The organism is Shewanella sp. MTB7, assembly GCF_027571385.1.
Lineage (GTDB): Bacteria > Pseudomonadota > Gammaproteobacteria > Enterobacterales > Shewanellaceae > Shewanella.
Window position 1 is genome coordinate 6,244,093 of record NZ_CP085636.1, and the last position, 17,738, is coordinate 6,261,830.

Here is a 17,738-nt window from a genome sequence, read left to right on the forward strand (position 1 = left end):
TTTAATAGTCTAGTTTTATAAGTGTATAAACAATTCTGGCGCTATCTAGCTATGCCTAAAACTGCCAAGCACATCTTTATGTTTAAACTCTGCCATGGCGACATAAGCGACAGGTACCACAAATAGCGAGAAGAAGGTTCCTGTCAGTAAGCCGCCAACTAGAACTAGGCCTATGTTAATTAAACCTAATGAGCCAGGGCCACTAGCCAGGGCCAGCGGTACAGCACTTAAAATCATCGTCAGAGAAGTCATTAATATCGGTCTAAGACGAGATTCTCCACTGCTCTTCGCAGCCTGAATGGCATTCAAGCCTTTGGCTTGTTGCTTATTAGCAAAATCCACCAATAAGATGCCGTGTTTAGTCACCAATCCTACTAAGGTTAGTAATCCAATTTGGGAGTAAATATTGATACTTTGTCCGAAAATAGACAGGGTAAATAAAGCTCCTACAATACACAAAGGTACCGTAAACAAGATAATAACTGGGTCCACAAAACTCTCAAACTGTGCGGCTAAAATCAAATAAATAAACACCAGCGCCAACAAAAATAGTGACTGGCTACCAGCTTGAGAATCCATGAGCTCTTTAATTAAGCCGTTATACATTACCCCTTGTGAATCAGTCAGCAAATTAGCAACGTTGGCATCGAGATAGGCTTTAACCTCATCAGTCGAATAGCCAGGCATAAGATCGGCTCGTATTTCAGCACTATCTAAGCCCATAAATGTTTTAATATTTGATTCTGCTGTGGTCTCCTCTATTGAGACAAACTGAGACAAGGGTAAGGCTTGACCCGAAGCTGAGGGAACATAAAGCTTATTTAACACTTTAAAGTCACCCAACCGCTGTCGATTTGCTTGCACTTGAATGGGGTAAGTAAATCCATCTTTTGCATGTAAATCTGCGGCTTTAACCGAGCCTAAGAAGGTGGATAATGCGCTAGTAACGTCTGCATAGTTGGCGCCAGATAACGTTATCGCATTACGATCTATCGACAAGTCAAAACGCATTTGATCACGTATAACCGAATTACTCACATTTGTTAATCCGGAATAGTTTTCAAGTAGTTGCTGAACCTTCGCGGCGGTATCGCTGAGAGAGGTGGCATCTCTATCGAGTGCTGTCAATTCTAGAACGACGCTAGACGCAATGTTTAACCCGTCAGCCCTACGCACGCTAAAAGAGACGTTATAAGCCGACACATCTATCTTGGCCCGAGCGATCAAATCATCAATGACCGAATTAGCCGTTTCAGTACGCTCACCCCAAGGCTTTAATAACACATGGTTCGTCGGTCCCCCTTCGATATAAGAGAGATTAGCGGCAATGGACTCATTGGCGACCATAACATCATTAAGTTCAGCATTATGCTCTAAATGGTACTGACGCCCAACTCCCGTTGGGCCTGTCGCAGTCACATCGATAAAACCTGAGTCCTCAATCGGTAACAGTATTTTAGGTAACTGCCAGTAAGCAAGCCCAGCACCTGTCATCAATATTACAGCAAGCGCGAGCATCAAACGCTGACGACCAAACCACTTTTCCAGCTCTTTAATATACAATCCATTGAGCCGACTCAAGGCCACCTCAACTTTATTAAACCAACTAGGATGAGCTGTTACAGGCTTAATCAAGTACGCACTCATCATAGGAGAGAGAGTTAACGCGACTACGCCAGAGATAATAACGGCCGCGGCTAAAGTAAAGGAAAACTGCCTAAATAGATCCGCTGTCAGCCCCGACATTAAGCCAATTGGAATATAAACAGCGGTTAGGGTTAAGGTCATAGCAATGATCGGAAATATAATCTCTTCGCAGCCCTTAATTGCAGCATTAAATGGAGTCTCTCCCTGTTCAATATGACGGTAACAGTTTTCCACCACCACAATGGCATCATCCACCACTAAACCAATAGCAAGAATAATCGCCAATATCGTCAACACATTGATACTGAATCCCAATAGAGACATGACACTAAAGACGCCAATGATACACACTGGAATCGTAATAATCGGGATCGAAGCCACTCGAAAACTACCCAAAAACAACACAACAACTAACGTCACCAGCACTACCGCTTCGACTAAAGCTACCACTCCTTTAGTGATGGCAGTTTCAATAAAGTCCGCTTGGTTGTAAGCATTTTTCATCTCTATGCCTGCTGGCAAACTAGCCTGCATACGATCAATTTCGCTTTGAATGTTACTTGCCACTATGACAGGGTTAGCATTACTCAATGGCAATATCTGAATAGACATCGCCAAATTGCCCCCAATAGAAAGCAAGCTTGGGGTTAAACTTTCTTCCCCCATCACGACATCTGCCACATCATCAATACGAATAATATTGCCGTTATCAACCCGCAACACGAGATCCTTAACATCATCAAGGCTCTCGACTTGATTCAGCGGATTGATAGAAAAATCTCGAGATGCGCCAATAATGGCTCCAGAAGTAAAGCTCGCATTATAAGTCGCTAATGTGCCGACCACATCCGCAGCTTTAATATTAAGCTGCTTCATCGGTTCTGGGTTTAACCACACTCTAACTGCACGGCTAGAGCCACCATAGGGTCCCCAAACTGTACCAACACCTTGAATTTGCTTAAATTGTGGGGCAAGTTGCTGGCTAATGTAGTCATACATCACCTGCTTATTCATATTGCCGCTATTGGTAAAAGTGATAATATTACTGGCCGACCCCGTAGCAGACACGTCATCGGTCACTGTTGGCTTATCAATCATGCTGTCGGGAAAATCATTTATAGACTCAACACTACTGCGCAACTTATTCATTAAATTGGTGTATTCAATCTCATCGATCTCATCTGAAAACTGAATACTAAGAGTACAACCGCCCTCACTGCAGTTTGTTGACATGGTATCGACCATATCTAGCCCAGCTGCCACAGAAATAAGCTTGTCGGCCACATTCCTCGACATGAAGTCTGCGCTAGCCCCTGAAATAGAGGCGTTCACACTCGCTGAATGAGTGCTGTATTCTGGAAAATAACGAATATCTAACTTTTGAAAGGCTATCAAGCCAAATAGAATAATGATGATACTCAATACGGATGCAAATATCGGATGGCGAATACACACTTCAGGCAAACGCATTACTGATCTCCACCTGTAGGCGTTACCGCTTTATCAGATAGAATATTGACAGGGCTTCCTTCTGATAAATTTTGCATTCCCGTTTGTACTACACTGTCATCAGCACTGACTCCTGAGGTGATAACCACATAACCATCATTGGTATTATTGCCTAACGTCACAGCTTGCTTAACGGCTTTATTATCACGAATTAACCATACGAAACGTTGCTTATCACTTGCAATGACTGAGTTTTGTGGCACCAACAAACGTTTAACACTATGACTAAAAGACTGCTCTATATTGGCAAACATACCCGGCGCTAACAGGTAGTCGGGATTATCTAATTGTGCTCGAATTTCGACTCGGCCTGAGCTTTCATCTACAGCTGGGGCCACATAGCTTACAACACCTTTAAACAGCTGATTATGATACGCCTCAACAGTCACGTGTACCTCTTGGCCTTTGTTAGCCTTACCAAATTCACTTTGACTGATGGAATACTGTACTTCTACTGGATTCAAATTAAAAAGAGTCACCAATACCGTATTTGCACTGATTTGGCTGCCGATAGATTGAGAAAAATTAGTTAACTTCCCATTAAATGGTGAAATAATCTGGTAATCTTGCATGATTGCCTGCTTTTGACGCACATCAGCATCAGCAAGCTCTACACGCTCCTTTAGTTCATCAACATCTTGTTTAGATAACGAATCAGGCTCAATAGCAAGTAAGTTTTCGACACGTTCCAATTTAGTTTTAGCTAAGGCAAGGGAGCTTTTAGTTTTGTCAAAATCAGCTTGTGCTTTGGCACTATCAAGCTCAGCGATCAGATCCCCTTTTTTAACTTGATCTCCATCATTAGAATGAATCGCAGTAATGGCTTCACTGGCATTAAAGGTGAGTTGTGCAAAATCTATTGCATTAATTTTCCCCACCTCCTTAACGATATCAGCAAAAGACTTCTGCATGACAGGCTCAACCTTAACGGGTATCAATTCAACACCATGCACGCGGCCAAGAGAAACGGCTAGCAATATGCCTCCCAAAAGTAATTGGACAGCAAGTTTACTCACTTGAGCGTATTCAAAACTAAATAACTTGTGCATAAATGATTACCAATCTAGATAACATAATTATCAAAGGGTTAAAGATCTTAGAATTGCCGAGAAGCAGTTTCATTACGGCCTTAGCTAGGCCAAATCAGCCAACTTCAAGGTTGAAGCCAGTTGCAGGTAAGTTGTTATAACATTTTATGGTTAACTATGCCCCAGTAAGCTTTGCCAGTTGTGACTTAACTTCATCAGAGATAGCCTGACTCTTGTCGATAGCATAATCGTAATGCACTAGTGTGGTTTTAGCTTCGGCAGTTTGCTTACCCTCTTGCCAACTCTGCTGCGCCACTTCAAAGCTACTGTTGCCAACGCGGCTTATCCAAGTCTTCACCGATACAGGCTTACCATAGTGGGTTGGTGAGGTATAAGCGATGGTAAAACCTGCAACAATCAAATTCCATTTAGTCAGATCTAGGCTCGGATTAAAAATCTCAAATACAGGCTCTCGCGCCGCCTCGAACCATACTGGGATGACAGTGTTATTGATATGACCTAAGCCATCGGTTTCATTAAATCTAGGCTGGATCTCAAAGCTAAAAAAGGTCTCTGACACAGTAAACACCCTATTTCTATTAGTCTGGTTATTCTTGTACCGCAGACGTTAACGGAGTTTTCAAAGAGAAGCAATCAACAAAAAAGGATGCCTAAGCATCCTTCTGTTTACACGCTAACCTTGAAGTATGGGTTTATCTCGCATACATCTTATCGATTTCACGAGAGTACTTGTTGTAAATCACTTTACGTCTTAGCTTCATCGTCGGCGTGATAAGCCCCGCTTCCATAGTGAAGGCTTCCGGCAACAAGGTAAACTTCTTAATCTTCTCAAAACCAGCAAGATCACTCTGCAGTGTCTTAAGACGCTGCTCGAAAAGCTCAATCACACGACTATTACGCAGTAGCTCCATCGGTGATTCATAATGAATCCCCTTCTCTTTTGCCCAAGATTCCAAGGCTTCAAACGCGGGAACAATCAAGGCCGAAACATAGTTTTTCGCATCAGCAACGATGGCAACCTGCTCGATGAAGGGACAACAACCGACTTTGCCTTCAACACGTTGTGGCGCGATATACTTACCGTTAGACGTTTTCATCAACTCCTTGATACGGTCGGTAATAAACAGGTTACCCTGCTCATCAATACGACCCGCATCGCCAGTTTTCAACCAACCATCTTCAAAGGTTGCCGCAGTCTCTTCTGGACGATTATAGTAACCGCGCATCACTGTATCACCACGAACCAGAATTTCGTTATCTTTACCTAGCTTAATCTCAACTTCAGGTAAAGCTTGACCATTAGAACCCGGTACGCGATTAGACAGAGTATTACAGGTCGCTGTCGCTGTGGTTTCAGTCATGCCATAACCACAAAGCACGGGAACATCGATACTTTGGAAGAAAGCGCTGACGTTAGGATCTAAAGCTGCACCACCAACAGGCATAAACTTAAGACGACCACCTAAGACCTGCTTTAATTTACTGAATACCAGCTTATCAGCCAGTTTCCACTGTAAGCTTAAACCTAGCGATGCCTTATGTCGACCCTGCTCAACTTCTGACTGCTTATGGCCCACAGACATAGCCCAAGTGAACATTCTCTGTCTAAGTTCAGGCGCTTTAATCACTTTATCCTGTACTGCGCTATACACTTTTTCCAAGAATCTTGGCACCACACATAAAGTATGGGGACGAACTTCCACTATCGCCTCTTTTACAGCCATCGGATCTTGCAGATAAACGTTATGTCCGCCTCGACAAAGCACGTAAAAAGTCCAACCACGTTCAAAGACGTGACTCAAAGGCAAAAAGGCCAGTGATACATCACCTGGAGTGAAGGGCAGTAATTGATCGTGCTGACGCACCATCGACGCCACATTACGATGTTCTAACATCACACCTTTAGGATCGCCTGTAGTACCAGATGTATAGATAATGGTCAGTAAATCGTCTAGATTAGCATCATCTAGACGCTGATTTAGCTCAACCAAATCATCTGCAGAATAGGTCTTTTCAATAAGATCATCTAAATAGTAGTGATTAGGCTTATCTTGCAACTGAATGCTTTTATCAAAGGCCACGATCTGAGTAATGCTTTCACACTTATCAGCTAGTTCACAAGCCATCTGATAGTTGCTTTCGTCACCGACAAAAACTAACTTAGCACTGGCATCATTTACAATATACTGAGCTTGCTCAAAAGTACTGGTTGGATAGATGGGAACCACAATCACACGCGACTTTAAGCTCCCTATATCAGCACAGGTCCACTGGGGACAGTTCTGCGATAGGATCACGGCACGATCTTGTACTTCCAAACCAAAATGGATGATAGCCTGAGCAATTTGAGAGCTGATATGATCAAAATCATGCCAGCTAACCTGATGCCATGGAGCCGCCATTTCGAATCCTTCGAGCGCGATAGCATCACCCAGTTCGTGGCTTTGCTTTTTAATTAAACGTGTTACGTGATATTGCTCGAGTGACATAATTGGGGACCTTTTAAGCGTACAGGTGTACCTCTTTTTTCCATTTTACTTTAGAAATCAAAAAAAATAAGAGTATTTTCTCAAAGTTTGCCAATTAGATCACAGATATAACTGAAAACATTTACTATAAGACATCACCATTCCAGATCTTTTTACTTCCCCACCAGATAGTTATGATAGAAACAAGCACAAGAAGAACATCAATACCCAGTATCAGCCAAATACCTATTCCATCGCCAAAAACATCTAAAGAGATTGATATCCATACTGAATGACCAATAATAATCAACATGAGGGCAGAAAGCTGCATTGGCGTTTTACAGGCACTGCCAACACCTAAAATAACACCACAACCGAAAAAGGTACTTAACATAAGATGCAAACAAACCCATATCGTAATTTCAGGGTTAAATAAGCTAATCAGTCCCGAGGTTAATCCCATCAGGCCAACCAATATCATCAGCAGCTTAAACTGACTCCGATTAAACGCGTCTATCATTCCTTGTTTACCGTCAAATCCCGGTAACATATAAAGTGCTTCTACAGCTCGCCAACGATGAATACGACCCCAGTGCACCATAGAGCAGGTCACACAACTAAACTGAGTAAACAGAAACAGTGCTGGAATATCCAGCCCTATAACCTTAGAGATAATTGCGGAAAATAATGTCAGTAACGGCATCATTAAAATAATCATACTGAGCAAGGGACCCATAAAAAAGTTTACCGGGTGCAACCAGAGTTCCATTTTAGCCAGCAAGGGATTCGACTTAAAACTTGGAAACCACACCCCTCCCATCTCTTGTGCATTAAGATAAACAGCTCTGGCCTGCGGATGCCAAGGATTCGAACTCGCCCTTTGCCATAAAAGCCAAGCTAGCACTCCATTAGCCACAAACAGAGGTAAATTTATCTCTTGAGGAAGTTGGCTAGCTAGAGACGAAAGAAATATCAGAAAAAGATAGAGCACTACAGACCAATAGTAAGTTTGCGCTTTAACCAAACACAGATAGATAAAAACTAGCCCCGCAGCGGTGGCTAACTGCAATTGAAGAAGACTTCCCTCAATGCCTGAAACAAGGGATATTAGCGAGCACACAAGAAAGGAAAAAATAAGCAGACTTGCTGCCTGAAACAGCAAGTTATCTCGGTATTGGGGAATGAGTATCGACCACTCAGTTGCTGCTAATCGATTTAACTGCCAAGCAACAGAGATTGAAACAGACACTTGAAACATGCTCAGCATTAATGGGACAACTTCGAACTTTTCAAACCAGAAAACAGGGATTAACATCACCATCCCAAGAAGCGCGACGCCCATAAAGCTAGCACTGACCACGTCGTAAAACCAGATCCTCGTCATGCCATTGAATCGGCTAAGCACTCGTTCTAACTCAGTTTGCTTGTTATGCCGTTTGTCCGTAGCCACATTCATTATGGAGTCTCACAGCGATGCAATGCCATGAATAACTGTTCCAAGTTCAATGATTCAGCCAATATGTCGGGGCAACATTCTTCTGAATAGTTATCCACCAGCACCTTGTTACCTTGCCTATTTAGCACTCGTATCTCATCGGCAAGTGAATCTCCTTCCGCTAAAGTCAGTAATTTAACCTCCTCGCGAACACTATCCATCTCCTTAAAGAGCACCAGTTCCCCCTTTCTCATTAGGGCTAAATGACTCGCTACTCGCTCAAGATCTGAAGTGATATGGGATGAAAACAGTACAGCGGAGCCGGACTCTATGGCTAAATCAAACAGATCTGACATGAATTTTCGACGAGCTATGGGGTCTAAACTGGCAACGGGTTCATCAAGGATTAACAGTTTAGGTCTATATGCCATTGCCATCATTAAGGCCAAAGATTGACGCTGACCAACAGACATTCGCTGTACTTGCTGATCTTTTTCCAGATCAAAACGCAGCAACCAATCGGCTTCCAGCTCACTATCCCAGTTGGGGTAAAAACTACTGTGTAATGCTAAGGCTCTGGAAACCGTGAAACCTTCATAACCAAAGGGCTGCTGCGGAACATACCCAATTTGAGTCTTAGCCTCTGAACTGAGTTGATGCACAGGCTCACCTAAGGTGGTTACCACGCCGCTACTCGGCTCAATAATCCCAAGGGCACAGCGCATCAACGTTGATTTCCCTGCGCCATTTTGGCCAAGTAAACCGACCACCATGCCAGGATATAACTGGATACTCAGCTTACTAATCGCGGTTTTATCGACAAATTGTTTAGTCACATCACAAAATTCGAGAAGCGGCTTTAGCGGCATATCCATAGTTCAATCCTTTGTTTTTTCTTATTTATTCTACTTATTATGATTTAAACTCATAACCAACAAGCGTCTATCAATTTTTTTAGCTCATCCTGACTTATACCTAACTGCTTAGCCTGAGTAAGCAGTTCGGCTACTTGCGGCTTTAACAACTGCACACTAGATGTGCTTTCACTGATTTCGCGCTTAGCTACCCGAGTCGCTTGGCCACGCCTTCGCTCCAACCAGCCCTGCTCAACAAGCTGCTGCACCGCCCTTGATACCGTCATAGGGTTTACAGACAGATGTTCGGCCATCTGCCTTACCGAAGGTAATACCTGCTCAGCTTGAAGTTGGCCGCCCACAATCAAACGCACTATCTGTTCGCTTAATTGTCGATATATCGGTTCACCACTACTGGGGTTGACATTTATTTGTTCTAACATTAGCCTTTAAACACTGTATTGATACATTGATACACTACTGCAGTTAATTTAGCATAGATTAAATATATTTCAACAAAGGATATAAGCATGATGCATCACGGACAGCAAATGGGGGCTGACTCCCTCCTCTCCCATATTCGCCATAGAAGGGTTCCTGTCACTAGATTAATCAGTGCACTAGTGATCACAGGGCTTGTTATGAGCTTACCAGCACTTGCTGACGACACAGTTTCAGGTACTCCAAAAGAAAGTGACCAAAATAGCTGTTACTTAGATGGTCTATCCGAACAGCTCACTTGTGGCTATATCACAGTACCAGAGAATGCCACTAAACCTGACGGCAAGCAGATACAAATTCATTATGCCGTGCTGCCCGCCATCAAAAGCAGTGGCCACAGCGAAGCCCTGTTGGCGATTGCTGGCGGACCGGGTCAATCAGCCATGGACAATGCCGCGTTTTTTAATCGCACCTTTAGTAAAGTCAGACAGCAGAGAGATATTTTGCTTATCGATCAGCGTGGCACCGGGCGTTCAAACATTCTTAATTGTAAAGGAGAAGGCTTCGAAAATGCTCTGGCAATCAATGAGGCTGATTTAGATACCACGAAAGAAACTCAGGCCTGCTTAGACAACTTAGGTAATAGCGATATCACTCAATATGGCAGTCTCAATGCCCTAAAGGATTTCGAGGCGGTTCGACAACATCTTGACTATAAAAAACTGCATATTTACGGCATCTCCTATGGCACACGCATGGCCCAACTTTATATGCGCCATTACCCTCAAGTTCTCTCAACCGTCACCATCGATGGTGTCGTGCCTATGCAACAAAATGTGCTCGCTATCGGGCAAGCGATTAGCCGAGCCTTCGATCTTCTACTGCAAAATTGTGCCGACAACGCTTTATGCAATAACCAGTTCCCTCAACTTAGAGCAGAGTTGGAAGCGGTCGACGCTAAGCTGACAATTGCACCAATAGTCACTCAGGTGAGGGATCCACTTACCGGCGAAAGCACTCAACTCACCATGACTCGAGCCAAGTTTATGGGCGCTATTCGCATGGCATTGTACTCGTCAAGTATACGCGCGCTTCTTCCCCATGCAATCCACCAAGCAGCTAATGATAACTTCCAACCTATCATGGGCTTATACGCGCTTAACCTAGATAGCACAGGTATCGCCATGGGGATGCATGCTTCGGTGGTGTGTGGTGAGGATTGGCAAAGAATGACCCCAAGCGAACGCGAAGAGATCAATAGCACCTATTTTGGCCAAGAGATGATCAAAGGTTTTGAACAATCATGCTCTGTGTGGAATATGCCCGCTGTTGATGAAAGCTTCTCAGCGCCGATCAGCAGTGACATTCCCACTCTGGTTTTATCAGGTCAGGTCGACCCAGCAACACCACCAAGCTGGGGAGAACTGGCGATGGAAAAGCTCACTAACGCCAAACATTTCGTTGCCCCTTATGCCACCCACGGTGTTGCCGCTCAATCCTGTGGCAACGATCTTATCGCGCAACTTGTCGAGACTGGAGGAGTAAGCGACTTAGACGGTGAATGTTTAAATAAAGATGTCCGCCGTAACTTCTATCTTAATGCCAGCACAGTAGAAGCCATTCCCGTTAATAATTCAAAGCAAGCTGTTGAGCAAGGAGATAGCCATGATTAAGGTCTGCAATCTGTCGAAGAAGATCGGCGATGTTCAAGCACTCAATAATTTAAGTTTCGAGGCCAAAGATGGCCAAATCACTGGATTGCTCGGACCCAATGGCGCCGGTAAGACAAGCTGTTTACGCACGATATTTGGTTTACTGCAGGCTGATGAGGGCCACGCTGAAATTGATGGTATCGACGTAGCTAAATCGCCAATCGAAGCCAAGCAAAAATTGGGATTATTCCCGGATCCATTTGGTCTTTATGAGCGCCTGAGTCCGAGAGAATATATCAGCTACTTTGCCGAATTAAATGGCTTATCTCGCAAAGAAGCCAAAATAGCCACACAGAAAGTACTCACTCAACTGCATATGGATGATATCGCCGATCGCCGTTGTAAAGGATTCTCCCAAGGTCAGCGAATGAAAACCGCATTAGCCCAGGCGATAGTCCATCAGCCGACCAATATCATTCTCGATGAGCCAACACGAGGATTAGATGTGATGAGTACCCGAGTGCTGAGAGATCTCTTGAAGGAACTTAAAAATCAGGGACACTGCGTACTGTTCTCAAGCCATGTGATGCAAGAGGTCGCCGCATTATGTGATCAGGTGATTGTAATGGCAGAGGGTAAGGTTGTCGCGGTCGGCAGTCCGGACCAGCTTTGTCAGCAAACAGGAAAGGATTCATTAGAGGATGCCTTCATTCAACTAATTGGCACTGATGAAGGGATAGCAGCATGATCAATTCAAATATTATAACCATGGTCAGAAAAGAGCTAATAGATGCGGCCAGAGACAAGCGTTCAGTGATGGCTGGACTCTATTATGCTATCGGTACGCCCCTATTGATGTGTGCCATGTTTATGCTATTGATCGGACAGATGACCAGCCCCGAAGATCTGAATATCAAGATTGAAAATGGCAACAATGCGCCGGATCTAGTTAAGTACCTTTCCAGTAAAGGCATCACCGACGGTGACAACCATAATACCAATGACCAAGGTGAACAGCTGGATATTAAAGACATCCGTCTGGTGATCAGCGATGATTACGCCGCACAGATGGCTAAAGGGATGAGTGCCGAAGTCACTCTCATCTCTGACAACTCCAATGAAAAACTGCAAAATTCTATCAGACGCCTCGAACGAAACCTACAAACCTACAGCGCTGAGATGGGCAGTTTACGCTTAATTGCTAGAGGAATAGATCCCAGAGTCGTTCAGCCACTCAAAGTTAATGTTGAGGATGAAGCAACACCTGATTCCAAAGGAGGGGTGATATTGGGTGTGGCAACCATGACCATGATCTACGCAGTGTTTATCTCTGGAATGAATTTGGCCATAGACACCAGTGCCGGTGAACGAGAGCGAAATTCATTGGCACTTCTGCTCAGTCACCCTGTTTCGACCCGAAATATCGTGTTGGCGAAAGTCATAGCCGTGACTGTATTTGCCATGATTGGTTTGTTGTTAACCCTGATTATTTCCAAGATATCCTATGCCTTTGTCCCTTGGCATGAACTCGGATTTACCGTCTCGATCAGCACTGAATTCATCTTACTGATGCTGCTAGTTGGACTACCCATTGCGTTAATGGCCGCAAGTCTGCAACTCTTTGTCTCCTTTATGGCAAAAAGCTTTAAAGAGGCTCAGTCTTACCTCACCTTAGTGCTGATTGTCCCGATGATGTTGTCGATGGCTGCCAGCTATAACATTGCGCCAGATACCCTGCAGTGGCTACCCGTATCCGGCCAACAACAAGCATTAATCGCCTTCATCAAAGGACGTGAAATACCTATGCTACAGCTTTTATTGTCCTCATTAACCACCTTAATCATCGCTATTGGCCTGACCTTAGGCATGGAAAAATCACTTAAGAGTGAGAAGATCGTATTCGGCTTATAAATAGAAAACACACCCAAACCCCAGAGTGTTATTAACTCTGGGGTTACATATATAAGGAGAGATAAAATGGAATTTATAGATAAGATTTTAGCTCAAGAAAATTACGCATTTATGATGTTATTAGCCCTTGGAGTACTCATCATCTGGTTTCTTCCAGCAATGTTGGCACTCATATTTAACCGTAAGCATTTCAAATTGATTTTATTGGCTTGTATTCCCGCTGGACTTTCATTCATTGCTTGGGGCGGTGTGATGGTGTGGGCGACCACTGGAAAGGTTGTCGATAAGTACGCCAAGAAGAACAAATCGGAAGCTTAATGCTGCATTAGAACCCCCCTTAGCCATAACAGCTAGGGGCATTGCCAAAGTAAGGAGAGCAGATATGGACAAGGAACTGATTATCATGGTTGTCATGATCGCATTTATCGTCAGCGTGACGTTTACCGAAGGCCTTAAGCAGTACTTAAAACTTCGCAAGGTGAGTAAATCTGAAATTAATCAAGATGAATTGGAACAACTACGTAAGCAGAACCATCACCTCGAAGCGAGAGTACAAACATTAGAGAAGATAGTGACAGATAGCAGCTACGATCTAAAGCAGCAGATAAATGCACTTTAACCAAGCTGCGCCAACCAAACTAGCAGCAGGCATGAGTATTAAACTTTAGCCTATATTCGCGAGGGGAGAGGCTAGTCAGTTGGATAAACAGCTTACGAAACGAGCTCACATCTTCATAACCGACTCGCTCGACTATTTGTTCTAAGGCTAACTCTGTCGTTTCAAGCAGGCGCTTAGCTTCATCGACACGTAAGCGCTGCATATAGCTAGCAGGAGTCTCATTAACCGCCTGCTTAAAACGTCTGATCAAAGTACGTTTTCCCACAGCAAATTTATCGGCAATATCATCGAGCAGAAAACTCTGCTGTAGGTGCTGCTGCATCCAGTTTTGGATCTTAGTCACCAACTCATCCCTGTGATTATGGCCATCCACGGCTAGGGCCATGGTCATAAAGGGCTGTTGCGAGCTTCTATTGGGATCGATCAAGAGTATTTTAGCTATCTGATTTGCTATCTGCTCACCCGCCAACAAATTGATAATATGCAACGCTAAGCTCAAGTTTGAAGTGGTTGCTCCTGCCGTATGCAGATGGCCATCTGAAACCACCAGCCGATCCAGACTAAGCTTTACCTTAGGAAAATTACGTTCAAACATCTCACTGAGCCACCATACTGTAGTCGCTTGCCTACCATCGAGCAAACCAGATGCCGCTAACATCATAGTCCCAGAGCAGTAGGCAGCAAGGGGTTTTTCACTGGTGGCAAAAAGAGTTAAAGGCTTAAAGAGTGGAGTAAAATCTTCGAGGTAGTACTGAAACTCCTCTCTATTAGTCACAAGGGCTGAAGCCAAAATAACAGCATCTGCTTTTAAGATATCTTCCGCTTTATCTAAACCAATCGCAGGAATTTGTATCCCTTGATTAGTATTAACAGGTTGGCCATCAGCCGAGATAACATGGCAGTGAAATAGGTCTTCACTGGCCTCAGGGTTAATACGTCGCCAGTAAATATTACAGAAACTAAACACATCCAAAAAACTAACAATACCACCAGCAACAACATTGCCAGCCGCTAAGATATAAATTGTCTTCATCTTCAGTCCCCACATCAACTAGCAACAAAGTGTCACTTTTCACCTCTATTTTGTCAATAATGACACTTTTAAGGTTTTTGTCTAGTTTTTATACTAATATCAATTAAAGCGATGAGTTTTCTATTTATCTGAGTCGGAGGATGTATGAAGAAACCACAAAATTATCTATTGAGCCTAAGTTACTTAGCCTTAAGCTGGACACTACTTCTCTGGTTACACTTTAATACTGAGCCAAATGTGTTTGCTCACCTTATCGCCATCCCAAGTCTGTTAATGTTCACGGGGTTTAGCGCCTACCATTTAGCTCGAAAAAAAGGTCAATGTTGTTGATCCGTGATGGTGGGCTTACCGAATGGCGAATTCGACTATATCTAGGCTTTTACCAAGAGTATTAGATATAGCCGATAAATAAATCGTTAGATTTTAAACTGGCTAACCAATTCATCTAACTGAATCGCCATCTCAGCCAGTCGCTCACTCTCACTCTTGGTAGATTTAGCACCGGCGGCGGTCTGTTCGGCAGCATGATGAATATTGACAATATTGGTGTTTATCTCTTCCGATACAGCGCTTTGCTCCTCTGCCGCAGTGGCTATTTGCGTATTCATATCAGTGATCTTACTGATTGAAGCTGTCATGAGTTTTAACACATCACCTGCAGATTTTGCATGCTGCACACTGTCATCAGCATACTGGCGACTCTCTGACATCACTTTTACGGCTGTTTTCGTTCCTGATTGCAACTTTTCAATCATAGATTGGATCTCTTGAGTCGACTCCTGAGTTCGACTCGCGAGCGTTCTAACTTCATCAGCAACCACTGCAAACCCACGTCCTTGCTCACCCGCTCTCGCGGCTTCGATAGCGGCATTGAGTGCTAATAAGTTCGTTTGTTCGGCAATACTTTTTATCACATCTAAGATTGAGCCTATTTGATTACTGTCATTTTCTAAGTTTTGAATCACCACTCCCGCTCTTTCGATTTCTGTCGCTAAACCAACTATGGTCTCGATCGTACGATTAACGACTCGCATCCCCTCTTTAGTTTGGATATCTGCAAGGTCTGCAGCTTCTGCGGCATCATTGGCATTTCGAGCGACTTCAATAACGGTTTCGGTCATTTCATTCATTGCTGTGGCAACCATATCCAATTCGTGCTGTTGCTGTTGCACAGAATCAGCAGACTCAGAAGTCACTTTGGCCATGCCATTTGATGAAATAGCCAACTCTTTGGATGTTCCTGAAACGTTTTGCAGGCTGGATTGGAACTTATCTAGCATTAAATTGAATGATTGAGAGAGTTGCCCTAGCTCATCTTGAGAGCCACACTCAATTCGGCGGGTAAGATCTGAGTTCTGCTCTATTTCAGTAACTGACAGGTGCAGTGTTTTCACCGAATTTAAAATCATCCGCGTCACCAGCAATAGCATCAAACCAGCCAAGAAGAATGAACTAAGAACGATAATGATCAGCTGCTGTTTCATCTCTGTCATAGCGTCGATAGCAGCCTGCTTGATATCCCCCCTCATACTCACCTCAACCTTAACCAAGTCTTTAAAACTGGCTCTGGATTTTTCAGCAAACGGCGTAGCACCTTGACGATACGCTTTCCAGGCTTGCTGCAACACTTCAGGCGTTCGTTCGACAGATTTAAGCTGCAACATACGTTGACGCCCATCCTCCATAAAATCTTCAGTCGCCCGCTTAGATTCTTGGGCAAGCTGAGATATACGCATTCTGGTAGCAGGATCAGTGATCAGCTGAGTTGCAGATTCGAGTGCGTCGAAGTGTGAGTAGATACTGTCGATCCACACCTCTAATAAGCTAAAATTCTTATCATAATCATCACCCAGCATAATACTTCTCGATAGGCGTGAGACATAATTCATGTCTCTGCTAATCATTAAGATATATTTCTCACTCGTGACGCCCGCTTGATCGTATTCATTAAACCTTGTCTCAACGCCTTTGGTGTTAATCACCACGTTGGCAAGAATGACAACACCCGACAACACGAATACCAGCATGACTGACAATAGCTTAAGCTTAATGCTTATCGTCGATAGAAATCTCATCCTCTTCCCCAACTTATTTTTATATTTAAGATATATTTAGACAGCATGTGGCAAGAGGATATAGCAAGCTAGAATCTTTATCGTCACATAAGTCACACAAAAAAATATAATATAATTAAAAAGTTATAAAATATGGTTCAAACACATCAAAACTTATAAAACGACGATGCAGCGATAACCAACATGATATAAAGTTAGCCTGGATTCACATTAGTATTAGGACAACTCATCTTCTAAGATTTCGTATTTAGGGAATACATAGTGGAATGTCTGTGGTACTTGGAGAGTTTTCAGTTATAAAACTAAGCTTTCAAAAAACGAATTGTATGGGGAATTATAAAGCGTGCATCTAAACACGCTCTATTGACTAACTGTTATTTGACTTTCGGTCGAAATGGCTTAACCACTGACTCGTCGCACTCTAAAAAGGGGCCGTTCATAAGATCGATACAATAGGGAATAGCAGGGAACACAGCGTCCAAACATTCACGAATCGACTTTGGCTTACCCGGTAAGTTAACAATCAACGAATCGCCACGTAAACCAGCAGTTTGGCGTGAAAGAATAGCGGTAGGTACAAACTTCAAGGATTCTGCACGCATCAGCTCACCAAAACCAGGCATCATACGATCGCACACAGCTTCGGTCGCTTCTGGTGTCACGTCACGTTTTGCCGGACCTGTTCCACCCGTTGTCACGATTAGGCTACAGTTTTGCTCGTCAGCCATCTTAATCAAGGTCGCTTCAATGATATCCTGCTCATCTGGAATAACCTCATAAACAGGCTCCCATTCAGAAGTAAGGTACTCGTTTAATACATCGATAATCGCCTTACCCGAAAGATCCTCGTAAATACCTGCACTGGCTCTATCACTCACAGTCACAATACCGATCTTAGCTTTAGTCATCTTAAGTCCTACTCCTGATTATATCTTCGGAAAACCTTATCGATGGCACCGAAGCTGATGATATTAGTTGCATCTAAACTAGCATGGTTAGTGTTCATTATATCTGGCTTATCATCAAAAATGAGAGCTGTTTCGCC

At 43.5% G+C, this 17,738-nt stretch carries 16 protein-coding genes; 6 read left to right on the forward strand and 10 right to left on the reverse strand.

Annotation, left to right across the window (positions count from 1 at the left end; all coding sequences use genetic code 11):
• Positions 1-45: 45 nt before the first annotated feature.
• From HWQ47_RS27370 to HWQ47_RS27400, 7 genes are all read right to left on the reverse strand, one after another.
• Positions 46-3,117, reverse strand: a complete 3,072-nt coding sequence (locus HWQ47_RS27370; RefSeq protein ID WP_269969078.1) for an efflux RND transporter permease subunit — start codon at positions 3,115-3,117, stop codon at positions 46-48.
• Positions 3,117-4,205: an efflux RND transporter periplasmic adaptor subunit gene (locus tag HWQ47_RS27375; RefSeq protein WP_269969079.1), complete on the reverse strand. Its 1,089-nt coding sequence runs from the start codon at positions 4,203-4,205 to the stop codon at positions 3,117-3,119. The genes HWQ47_RS27370 and HWQ47_RS27375 overlap by 1 nt, the downstream gene beginning before the upstream one ends.
• 154 nt (positions 4,206-4,359) lie before the next feature.
• Positions 4,360-4,764 (reverse strand): acyl-CoA thioesterase, encoded by a 405-nt coding sequence (locus HWQ47_RS27380; protein WP_269969080.1) that lies wholly within the window; start codon positions 4,762-4,764, stop codon positions 4,360-4,362.
• A gap of 133 nt (positions 4,765-4,897) precedes the next feature.
• Positions 4,898-6,694, reverse strand: coding sequence for an AMP-dependent synthetase/ligase (locus HWQ47_RS27385; protein WP_269969081.1), 1,797 nt, complete (start codon positions 6,692-6,694; stop codon positions 4,898-4,900).
• Positions 6,695-6,818: 124 nt separating this feature from the next.
• Positions 6,819-8,129, reverse strand: a complete 1,311-nt coding sequence (locus tag HWQ47_RS27390) for a hypothetical protein (RefSeq protein WP_269969082.1) — start codon at positions 8,127-8,129, stop codon at positions 6,819-6,821.
• The gene (locus HWQ47_RS27395; RefSeq protein WP_269969083.1) at positions 8,129-8,983 is read right to left on the reverse strand and encodes an ABC transporter ATP-binding protein; all 855 of its coding nucleotides are present in this window, start codon (positions 8,981-8,983) and stop codon (positions 8,129-8,131) included. Before HWQ47_RS27395 ends, HWQ47_RS27390 begins: the two co-directional genes overlap by 1 nt.
• A 50-nt stretch (positions 8,984-9,033) precedes the next feature.
• Complete coding sequence (locus HWQ47_RS27400) at positions 9,034-9,405, reverse strand: GntR family transcriptional regulator (RefSeq protein WP_269969084.1); 372 nt, start codon at positions 9,403-9,405, stop codon at positions 9,034-9,036.
• 90 nt (positions 9,406-9,495) lie between these two features.
• Between HWQ47_RS27400 and HWQ47_RS27405 the strand changes: the two genes are divergently transcribed.
• From HWQ47_RS27405 to HWQ47_RS27425, 5 genes are all read left to right on the forward strand, one after another.
• On the forward strand, positions 9,496-11,076 hold the full coding sequence (locus HWQ47_RS27405) for an alpha/beta hydrolase (RefSeq protein ID WP_442802074.1): 1,581 nt from the start codon (positions 9,496-9,498) through the stop codon (positions 11,074-11,076).
• Positions 11,069-11,803 (forward strand): ABC transporter ATP-binding protein, encoded by a 735-nt coding sequence (locus HWQ47_RS27410; RefSeq protein WP_269969085.1) that lies wholly within the window; start codon positions 11,069-11,071, stop codon positions 11,801-11,803. Before HWQ47_RS27405 ends, HWQ47_RS27410 begins: the two co-directional genes overlap by 8 nt.
• On the forward strand, positions 11,800-12,966 hold the full coding sequence (locus tag HWQ47_RS27415) for an ABC transporter permease (RefSeq protein WP_269969086.1): 1,167 nt from the start codon (positions 11,800-11,802) through the stop codon (positions 12,964-12,966). Before HWQ47_RS27410 ends, HWQ47_RS27415 begins: the two co-directional genes overlap by 4 nt.
• A 66-nt stretch (positions 12,967-13,032) precedes the next feature.
• The gene (locus tag HWQ47_RS27420; protein ID WP_269969087.1) at positions 13,033-13,284 is read left to right on the forward strand and encodes a superinfection immunity protein; all 252 of its coding nucleotides are present in this window, start codon (positions 13,033-13,035) and stop codon (positions 13,282-13,284) included.
• A 64-nt stretch (positions 13,285-13,348) separates the two neighbouring features.
• Positions 13,349-13,585, forward strand: coding sequence for a hypothetical protein (locus HWQ47_RS27425; RefSeq protein ID WP_269969088.1), 237 nt, complete (start codon positions 13,349-13,351; stop codon positions 13,583-13,585).
• 19 nt (positions 13,586-13,604) lie between these two features.
• Here the strand turns inward: HWQ47_RS27425 and HWQ47_RS27430 are convergent, their stop codons facing one another.
• Positions 13,605-14,618: a GlxA family transcriptional regulator gene (locus HWQ47_RS27430; protein ID WP_269969089.1), complete on the reverse strand. Its 1,014-nt coding sequence runs from the start codon at positions 14,616-14,618 to the stop codon at positions 13,605-13,607.
• 144 nt (positions 14,619-14,762) lie between these two features.
• On the opposite strand from HWQ47_RS27430, the gene HWQ47_RS27435 reads away from it, so the two are divergent.
• A complete protein-coding gene (locus tag HWQ47_RS27435) occupies positions 14,763-14,948 on the forward strand; it encodes a hypothetical protein (protein WP_269969090.1) in 186 nt (61 codons plus the stop codon).
• Between the two features lie 86 nt (positions 14,949-15,034).
• Here the strand turns inward: HWQ47_RS27435 and HWQ47_RS27440 are convergent, their stop codons facing one another.
• Entirely contained in the window at positions 15,035-16,693 is a 1,659-nt protein-coding gene (locus HWQ47_RS27440) for a methyl-accepting chemotaxis protein (protein WP_269969091.1), read from the reverse strand.
• A gap of 374 nt (positions 16,694-17,067) precedes the next feature.
• Positions 17,068-17,601, reverse strand: coding sequence for a molybdopterin adenylyltransferase (mog, locus tag HWQ47_RS27445; protein ID WP_269969092.1), 534 nt, complete (start codon positions 17,599-17,601; stop codon positions 17,068-17,070).
• Positions 17,602-17,738 lie beyond the last annotated feature (137 nt).

Bases quoted from the DNA above. Each gene is read 5' to 3' on its own strand.
- HWQ47_RS27430 (WP_269969089.1), bottom strand. From the start codon at position 14,618: ATGAAGACAATTTATATCTTAGCGGCTGGCAATGTTGTTGCTGGTGGT.
- HWQ47_RS27400 (WP_269969084.1), bottom strand. From the start codon at position 9,405: ATGTTAGAACAAATAAATGTCAACCCCAGTAGTGGTGAACCGATATAT.
- HWQ47_RS27425 (WP_269969088.1), top strand. From the start codon at position 13,349: ATGGACAAGGAACTGATTATCATGGTTGTCATGATCGCATTTATCGTC.
- HWQ47_RS27370 (WP_269969078.1), bottom strand. From the start codon at position 3,117: ATGCGTTTGCCTGAAGTGTGTATTCGCCATCCGATATTTGCATCCGTA.
- HWQ47_RS27385 (WP_269969081.1), bottom strand. From the start codon at position 6,694: ATGTCACTCGAGCAATATCACGTAACACGTTTAATTAAAAAGCAAAGC.
- HWQ47_RS27420 (WP_269969087.1), top strand. From the start codon at position 13,033: ATGGAATTTATAGATAAGATTTTAGCTCAAGAAAATTACGCATTTATG.
- HWQ47_RS27395 (WP_269969083.1), bottom strand. From the start codon at position 8,983: ATGGATATGCCGCTAAAGCCGCTTCTCGAATTTTGTGATGTGACTAAA.
- HWQ47_RS27410 (WP_269969085.1), top strand. From the start codon at position 11,069: ATGATTAAGGTCTGCAATCTGTCGAAGAAGATCGGCGATGTTCAAGCA.
- HWQ47_RS27435 (WP_269969090.1), top strand. From the start codon at position 14,763: ATGAAGAAACCACAAAATTATCTATTGAGCCTAAGTTACTTAGCCTTA.
- HWQ47_RS27440 (WP_269969091.1), bottom strand. From the start codon at position 16,693: ATGAGATTTCTATCGACGATAAGCATTAAGCTTAAGCTATTGTCAGTC.
- HWQ47_RS27415 (WP_269969086.1), top strand. From the start codon at position 11,800: ATGATCAATTCAAATATTATAACCATGGTCAGAAAAGAGCTAATAGAT.
- mog (WP_269969092.1), bottom strand. From the start codon at position 17,601: ATGACTAAAGCTAAGATCGGTATTGTGACTGTGAGTGATAGAGCCAGT.
- HWQ47_RS27390 (WP_269969082.1), bottom strand. From the start codon at position 8,129: ATGAATGTGGCTACGGACAAACGGCATAACAAGCAAACTGAGTTAGAA.
- HWQ47_RS27375 (WP_269969079.1), bottom strand. From the start codon at position 4,205: ATGCACAAGTTATTTAGTTTTGAATACGCTCAAGTGAGTAAACTTGCT.
- HWQ47_RS27405 (WP_442802074.1), top strand. From the start codon at position 9,496: ATGCATCACGGACAGCAAATGGGGGCTGACTCCCTCCTCTCCCATATT.